Origin of the sequence: Erwinia magellanica, assembly GCF_039023495.1 — a bacterium.
Taxonomy (GTDB): domain Bacteria; phylum Pseudomonadota; class Gammaproteobacteria; order Enterobacterales; family Enterobacteriaceae; genus Erwinia.
Genome location: NZ_JBCHVC010000007.1, coordinates 125,741 through 133,274 on the forward strand (window position 1 = coordinate 125,741; position 7,534 = coordinate 133,274).

Annotated in this window: 7 protein-coding genes; 2 read left to right on the forward strand and 5 right to left on the reverse strand. The window is 50.3% G+C overall.

From position 1 onward, the window contains the following. Positions 1 to 472: 472 nt before the first annotated feature. Positions 473 to 1,108 (forward strand): ribosome biogenesis GTP-binding protein YihA/YsxC, encoded by a 636-nt coding sequence (gene yihA, locus AAH450_RS19980; RefSeq protein ID WP_342911765.1) that lies wholly within the window; start codon positions 473 to 475, stop codon positions 1,106 to 1,108. A 69-nt stretch (positions 1,109 to 1,177) separates the two neighbouring features. On the opposite strand, the gene spfP is transcribed toward yihA, so the two are convergent. From spfP to AAH450_RS20000, 5 genes are all read right to left on the reverse strand, one after another. Next, positions 1,178 to 1,225 carry a small protein SpfP gene (gene spfP, locus AAH450_RS21185; RefSeq protein WP_071892919.1) on the reverse strand — a complete coding sequence of 16 codons (48 nt, stop codon included), beginning with the start codon at positions 1,223 to 1,225 and terminating at the stop codon, positions 1,178 to 1,180. A 296-nt stretch (positions 1,226 to 1,521) separates the two neighbouring features. After that, positions 1,522 to 4,308, reverse strand: coding sequence for a DNA polymerase I (gene polA / locus AAH450_RS19985; RefSeq protein WP_342911766.1), 2,787 nt, complete (start codon positions 4,306 to 4,308; stop codon positions 1,522 to 1,524). A 416-nt stretch (positions 4,309 to 4,724) separates the two neighbouring features. Then, a complete protein-coding gene (gene dsbA / locus AAH450_RS19990) occupies positions 4,725 to 5,354 on the reverse strand; it encodes a thiol:disulfide interchange protein DsbA (protein WP_342911767.1) in 630 nt (209 codons plus the stop codon). Positions 5,355 to 5,404: 50 nt separating this feature from the next. Next, positions 5,405 to 6,391: a serine/threonine protein kinase gene (locus tag AAH450_RS19995; RefSeq protein ID WP_342911768.1), complete on the reverse strand. Its 987-nt coding sequence runs from the start codon at positions 6,389 to 6,391 to the stop codon at positions 5,405 to 5,407. Positions 6,392 to 6,465: 74 nt separating this feature from the next. Continuing rightward, a complete protein-coding gene (locus AAH450_RS20000) occupies positions 6,466 to 6,735 on the reverse strand; it encodes a YihD family protein (protein WP_318791781.1) in 270 nt (89 codons plus the stop codon). Positions 6,736 to 6,813: 78 nt separating this feature from the next. Between AAH450_RS20000 and mobA the strand changes: the two genes are divergently transcribed. Next, positions 6,814 to 7,416, forward strand: a complete 603-nt coding sequence (gene mobA, locus AAH450_RS20005; protein ID WP_342911769.1) for a molybdenum cofactor guanylyltransferase MobA — start codon at positions 6,814 to 6,816, stop codon at positions 7,414 to 7,416. Positions 7,417 to 7,534 lie beyond the last annotated feature (118 nt).

A 7,534-nucleotide genomic window follows, 5' to 3' on the forward strand; every position in this document is an offset into this window, starting at 1 on the left:
GGTCACCCTGTCGCCTTTTTTCGCACCTTCCGCAGAAGGACTGACTTAGTCAGCATCCTTTTTAGCACACAACATCCCGGTTTTCCTTTGCCTGAGCGTCCTTTCCTGGACTCTATCCTTTCCCTGTGGTGCTGTATTCCCGGCACATTCCATCCCTGCTCCAGATCTTCCTGATCTCCCTGAGCACTTCTTCCTGAAGGGAACCCTCCTGGTTCTGCCAGATACTTTAGACTATATAGTCAAACTCACAAGGCAGGGTTGGCAACAAATTTGCGTCCGCCCGGCACAAGAACCTGTATTTGTTTGATATATAACTACTATCACTCTCTCAAAGCCGCTAAAAAGAGGAAAGCTCTGGCATATTTAATGGCAGATCTCCTACAAAACCCCGACTGACTGAAGGTCGGTTGGGCGCTTTCATTCTATACAGGGTATACTCTGCGCAATTGTTCTTATATCTGGAGTTTTTATTTTGTCTGGCTGGAATTATCACGTTACCCATTTTGTCACCAGTGCACCTGACATCCGTCACCTTCCAGCCGATACCGGACTTGAAGTGGCGTTTGCCGGCCGCTCAAACGCGGGCAAATCCAGCGCGCTAAATACTCTGACAAATCAAAAAAGTCTGGCCCGTACCAGTAAAACGCCGGGACGTACGCAGCTGATCAACCTGTTTCAGGTTGCAGAGGGCTACCGACTGGTGGATTTACCAGGCTATGGCTATGCCGAAGTGCCGGAAGAGATGAAACTGAAGTGGCAAAAAGCGCTGGCGGAATACCTGCAAATGCGTGAATGCCTGAAAGGTCTGGTGGTGTTGATGGATATTCGCCATCCGCTTAAGGATCTCGATACGCAGATGATTAAGTGGGCAGTGCAGAGCGGCATCCAGGTGCTGGTGCTGTTAACCAAAGCCGACAAGCTGGCTTCTGGTGCGCGTAAAGCCCAGCTGAACGTCGTGCGCGAAGCGGCAAAAGGCTTTGTGGGAGATGTGCGCGTAGAAATGTTCTCTTCTCTGAAGAGGATCGGCGTCGATAAGTTAACTCAGCAGCTGGATACCTGGTTCAGCGAACTCCCTCCTGCTGTGGAAGAAGAAATCCCTGCCGAATAAGCTTGCTGTCTCTGGAGCCGCGCCCAATAAAAAACGCCCCAGTCATAAATGACTGGGGCGGCTAAATATTCAGCCAAATCCGATTACGTGAAGTAAAAGGTCTGAAAGATAGAACATCTTACCTCTGTACCCTACGTCTTAAACTCTACATGATTTTTTCAGCCCTCAAAAGGGTTTTTTGTAGTTAATTTTCATAAAACACCGGGTGTTATCCAACTCAGGTCACATAAAAAGAGCCTGCCTGTAGCTTAATTACAAAAAAAGTGCTTTAGCGATAACCGGTTAGGCGAAGCTTTCCGCATTAGCCGTATCGGCGGCCTGGCTGAAGCGATTAACTAAAGCATTTTCTTATGGACAGAACATGAGACTGAATCCTCAGAGAAATCAGCCTCATCCCTGACATTCGCCGGGTTTTAATGAGCCTGTTCCCAGTTATCGCCCACCCCCACATCAACCCTGAGTGGCACATCCAGTTTCATGCTGTTTTCCATCAGTTCACGGATTTTTGCCGTTGCCGCTTCCACTTCAGAGGCTTTAACTTCAAATACCAGTTCATCGTGTACCTGCATGATCATTTTTACCTCTGGCGTGGTCTGCGGCGTCAGCCAGCCGTCGACGGCTATCATCGCTTTTTTAATGATATCGGCTGCCGTACCCTGCATTGGCGCATTGATCGCTGCACGTTCAGCCGCCTTACGGCGCATCGCATTGCTGGCATTGATATCAGGCAGATAGAGACGGCGCCCGTCCAGCGTAGAGACATAACCTTTTTCAGCAGCCTGCTGCCGGGTGTTTTCCATATAGCGTAAAACGCCCGGATAGCGTTCGAAGTAGAGATCCATATACTTTCTCGCTTCGCCAGCGCCAATATTCAGCTGCCGCGACAGGCCAAACGCGCTCATACCGTAGATCAGGCCAAAGTTGATCGCCTTGGCGCTGCGACGCTGCTCGCCAGTCACCTTATCCAGCGCCATACCGAAGACTTCTGCGGCCGTTGCCCGGTGGATATCCTGACCTTCGGCAAAGGCCTCCAGTAACCCTTTATCCTGCGACAGGTGCGCCATGATGCGCAGCTCAATCTGTGAATAGTCGGCTGCCACAATTTTATGGCCTTTAGAGGCGATAAAGGCCTGACGAATACGCCGCCCCTCATCATTTCTCACCGGGATATTTTGCAGATTCGGATCGGTAGAAGAGAGCCGTCCTGTGGCTGTCACCGCCTGGTGATAGGAAGTATGAACACGCCCGGTTACAGGGTTTATCATCAGTGGCAATTTATCGGTATAGGTCGACTTCAGCTTGGCCAGGCTGCGGTTCTCAAGGATCACTTTCGGCAGCGGATAATCCAGCGCCAGCTCCGCCAGGACCTCTTCACTGGTGGAAGGTGCGCCGCCAGGCGTTTTTTTGGTAGGCTTAATTCCCTGCTTTTCAAACAGAATAGTTTGCAGCTGCTTGGGCGAAGAGAGGTTGAACGGTTCGCCAGCCAGCTCATGCGCTTTCTGCTCCAGCTCTGCCAGGCGTAAAGTCAGCTCTTTAGAATGGGCGGCAAGAATGCCCTGATCGATCAGCACGCCATTACGCTCAATGCGCGAAATCACGGTGACCAGCGGCATTTCTATATTTTCAAAGACCGCTTTCGGGCCTTGTTCTTTTTCCAGCTCTGGCCACATTTTCAGATGCAGCTGAAGGGTGACATCGGCATCTTCTGCGGCGTAATGCGCAGCCTGTTCCAGGGCTATCTGATTAAAGGTTAACTGTTTCTTGCCTTTGCCAGCGATATCTTCAAACGATACGGTTTTATGATTCAGCCAACGGGAAGCCAGAGAATCCATATCATGCCGCCCGGTAACGCTGTTGAGGGCGTAAGATTCAAGCATGGTGTCAAATTTGATCCCTGCCAGCTCGATATCATAGTTTTTCAGCACGCCACGATCGTATTTCAGGTTCTGGCCAACTTTCAGCAGGTTTGCATCTTCCAGCAGCGGCTTAAGGCGAGCAAGAACGCTGTTACGATCCAGCTGCGCGGGCGCATCCAGATAGTCATGGGCCACTGGCAAATAAGCCGCTTCGCCAGGCGCGACGGCAAACGACAGCCCCACGATGTTTGCGCTAAGCGTATCCAGCGAATCGGTCTCAAGATCAAACGCGAAAAGTTCGCTTTGCTGAATTTTCTTCACCCAGCTCTCAAAGGTGGCCTCATCAAGGATTGTGACGTAACCATCAGCAGATAAGATACTGGTGGCTTCCACCTGCTCTTCCACCTTTTCAACCAGGGCTTTTTTAGCAGCGGGCTGACTTTTCTTACCCTGGAGCCATTTTCCCTCTTCCAGATCGGTAATCCAGCGTTTGAATTCGTAATGACGGAACATACCCAGCAGATCTTCCACGGCTGGCTCGTTGACGGTGAGCTGCTCGTAGGTTAATTCCAGCTCCACATCCGTTTTGATAGTGGCCAGCTGATAAGAGAGGAAAGCGAGCTCTTTGTTTTGCTCAAGCTTGGCAGCCATGGTTTTGGCGCCCCTGAAGGTCAGGCCCGATACCTTATCCAGATCTTCATAAATCGATTTGATACCACCCAATCCCTGTAACAGAGCCTGCGCAGTTTTTTCGCCGACACCCGGTACACCAGGAATGTTATCGGATGAGTCACCCATCAACGCCAGGAAGTCGATAATGAGGTGAGGTGGAACACCAAATTTCTCCACTACCTCATCGGGGCCAAGGATAGCGTTATTCATGGTGTTAATCAGCGTGATATCGGGCGTCACCAGCTGAGCCATATCTTTATCGCCGGTACTGATTAACACCGGTTTCCCTAATTTCTCTGCTTCCAGCGCCAGGGTGCCAATAACATCATCTGCTTCCACCCCGTTTACGGCCAGCAGCGGCAGCCCCATCGCCCTGACCATATTATGCAGAGGCTCTATCTGAGCACGCAGATCATCCGGCATCGGAGGGCGATGCGATTTGTAATGTTCAAACAGTTCGTCACGGAACGTTTTGCCTTTGGCATCAAACACCACCGCCACATGGCTGGGTTTATATTGCAACAGCAGGCTGCGCAACATATTCAGCACGCCATACATAGCCCCTGTCGGTTCCCCGGCACTGTTAGTAAGTGGCGGAAACGCATGATAAGCGCGATAGAGATAAGAAGATCCATCTACCAGGATGAGCGGGTTTTCTGCAATCTGTGCCATAAGTCGTCACGTTCTTCTTTAGTGTCTTCAATAGGGATAAGGATGCCACAGCTGGGCAGTAAAGATGAAATATCCTGGCAGATAAACTTCACTGAAGGGGAAATTTTGCGGCACGCCACGCAAGAACAACTTGTGGATAAGTTTGTGTGTAATTTTACGAAGGAAAGCAAATGAACAGGATATTATTTTTTTAGGTTAATAAAAGAATAATAAATTCAATTGATTAAATTTTATTTCCAGGATTTATTGCAGATTCTACGGAAGGCGTTATATGTGGATAGTAATTATTATTGTCAACATTATCGCGGCCTTTTTTCAGAAATTCAGGCCCTTGCGGAGAGTTATTTCAGGATTGTTCTGCCAGGCCCGGAAACAGTAACGCCGGCATTAGCCGGCGTCAGCAAAAGAGCGAACTCTTACTTCTGGGTAATCAGGAATTTCACAACATTAGCATATTGCTGAACGTAGTTATCCATTGAGCTGGTATCCAGGCCGCCGTTATTTACCATATATTTGCCGTTAACAAACATAGCAGGCACACCACGCAGGTCGACATCAGCGGCCGCTTTTTCCTGCTGAGCAACCAGCGATTTCACTACAAAGCTGTTCCAGGCCGCATCGTACTCTTCTGGCTTAATACCCGCTGCTTTGACAAAAGCATCTTTCAGGCTGGCTGGATCGGTAATGCTTTGCGTTTTCTGAATACCCTCAAAGAGTGGGGCAGTGATCTTATCTTCCACACCCAGGGCCATTGCCACAGCCCAGGCCTGTGTGACCGTTTTCCCCATATCACCGCCAAGGAACTCTACATGATATTTAGTGACTTTGGTGTTGGCAGGCAGGCCTTTTTTTACGGCATCGCTAACGTGCCAGACACGCTCAAATTCATAGCAGTGTGGGCAGAAGAAAGAGAAGAATTCAAGAACCTGTGGTTCACCCGTGGCAGGCTTCTGCATCGTCACGTATTGCTGGCCATCAGTAAACTGCGCGGCCGAAGCACTAAAGGCCAGAACCATACCAACCAGTGCAAACCAAATCTTTTTCATTGTAAAACTCTCTCCTGACAATAGGGGCGGATCGGAAAAGGCGACCAGCCTTAGAATGCGGGCATAAGCTGAAGCGGTGGCTCCTGCAACAACCTGGCCTGCTCGTTAAAAATAGCGATCTGTCTGCGCCAGAAATCTTCATCCGTCATCCACGGAAAACTGGCAGGAAATGCAGGATCTTGCCAGCGGCGAACGACCCACGCCAGATAATAAACCATCCTCATGGCGCGTAAAGGCTCAATCAGTGACAATTCGTGTGTGTCGAACTCGCAAAACTCGCTGTACGCTTCCAGCAGGATATCCCACTGTAGCCTTTGCTCCTGAATGTCGCCGTTAATCAACATCCATAGGTCCTGCACCGCTGGACCATTACGGGCATCATCAAGGTCGACAAACAGCGGACCGTCTCGCCAGAGAATATTGCCGGGGTGGCAGTCTCCATGCAGACGCAAAGCGTGCCACTGAGTATGCCAGCAATTTTGTAAAGTTGTGCCTATCAGGCGCACGCTGGTCAATAAAGCTTCTTTCAGCTTGCGGGGAATTAAACTACTGGCTTCAAGCACCTGGAGTGGTTGCGCGATGTACTCATCCAGTCCAATAGTGGGCCGCTCGGTAAACGAGCTTTTACGTCCCGTTTGATGAATTCGCCCCAGGTAACGCCCCACCCATTCGAGCTGGTCGTAATTATCGGTTTCATACTGGCGTCCTCCCAGGCTGGGAAAGACGGTATACAGATAACCCTGATGCTGGTGAAGCGTTTTTCCCTGCAATACCAGCGGTGCGGCGACGGGAACTTCATCGGCCAGTAGCTCAGCGGTGAACTGATGCTCTTCCTCGATCTGCTGTGGCGACCAGCGCTGGGGCCGGTAAAACTTCACCACATAGCGCATTCTCTCTTCATCAGAGAATTGGTAAACCCTGTTTTCATAGCTGTTGAGCGCGGTTAGCCCTGACTCAACGCGGATCCCGGTCTCCCAGAGCGCATCAAGGATGGTGTCAGGATGTAATTGTTGAAAGTTAAAAGCTGGCTCTTTCATCCGGCATGCTCATCACGTGAAGTAGCCGGTAATACTATCATTAAATCCTGCTGATGCCGGATGGTGGCAGGGATTTAATCTTTGATAACGCCACGCGCCCGAAGCAGAGCCGTTTTGAAATCCTCTTCATAATCTTTCTTCAGACCGGGGATCGGTTCGTTTTTATCGCTGCCGCGCATTTTGAGATGATAAATCAGCATATCGTCGGTGAGTTCGGTTATCGGGCCAGTAAAACCTGACTCCGTGGCCAGTTTCTGTAAAAATTGCATCAGCGTAAGGTCTGGCTCCTTCTGCCATTCAGGTTGCAGCAGGGAGATCAGTTCATTGAGGCGATGGCATTTCATGGCAAGCTTCCTGTCAGACTAAATGAGTAGCCAGGTTATCAGCATTAATTTTACTTGAACAGAGAGGTGACCAGCGGAATGGTTCACAAATCATACAATACGAATGAAAAGGTGACCGGGGTCATTCTTGCTGGCGGAAAAGGGTCACGGATGAATGGCGAAGATAAGGGACTGGTTAACTTCAGGGGCGAACCGCTCTATCGGCACGTCCTGGCGCGGCTGCAACCTCAGGTCGCGGAGGTTATACTCAGCGCCAACAGAAATGGCGAATGCTATCAGAAAAGCGGCTGCCGCGTTTTAACCGATTCTTTCCCGGGTTTTGCCGGCCCGCTGGCTGGTATGCTTGCTGCTTTACAGCATATCACTACTGACTGGGCCGTCTTTGCTTCCTGCGATACGCCTTTCCTGCCGCCTGATCTGGTTGCACAGCTATGGAACGGTAAATCAGACGCTAAAGCCGCCTGGGCTTGTAGTAACGGGCGGGATCATCCTACTCACGCGATTATTCATCGTGACAGAGTTGAAATGCTTGAACAATATCTTCAGCGTGGCGATCGTAAGCTTATGTTTTTCCTGAAGGAAGCGGGCGGTGTAGCGGTGGACTTTGATGATCCTGATGCCTTCATTAATATAAATACGCCGGAAGATCTCCTTGTCAAACGGAGCAGAATTCCTGATTAGCATTTTTATCGGAAGGTTTTCACGCCGGATGAGGCATAAAAAAAGGCCCCGTGCGTCAGCGCGGGGCCTTTTCTTTCCTTTTTTCTGCGCCGGCGGGGATCGCGCCGCGCCTGCGGAG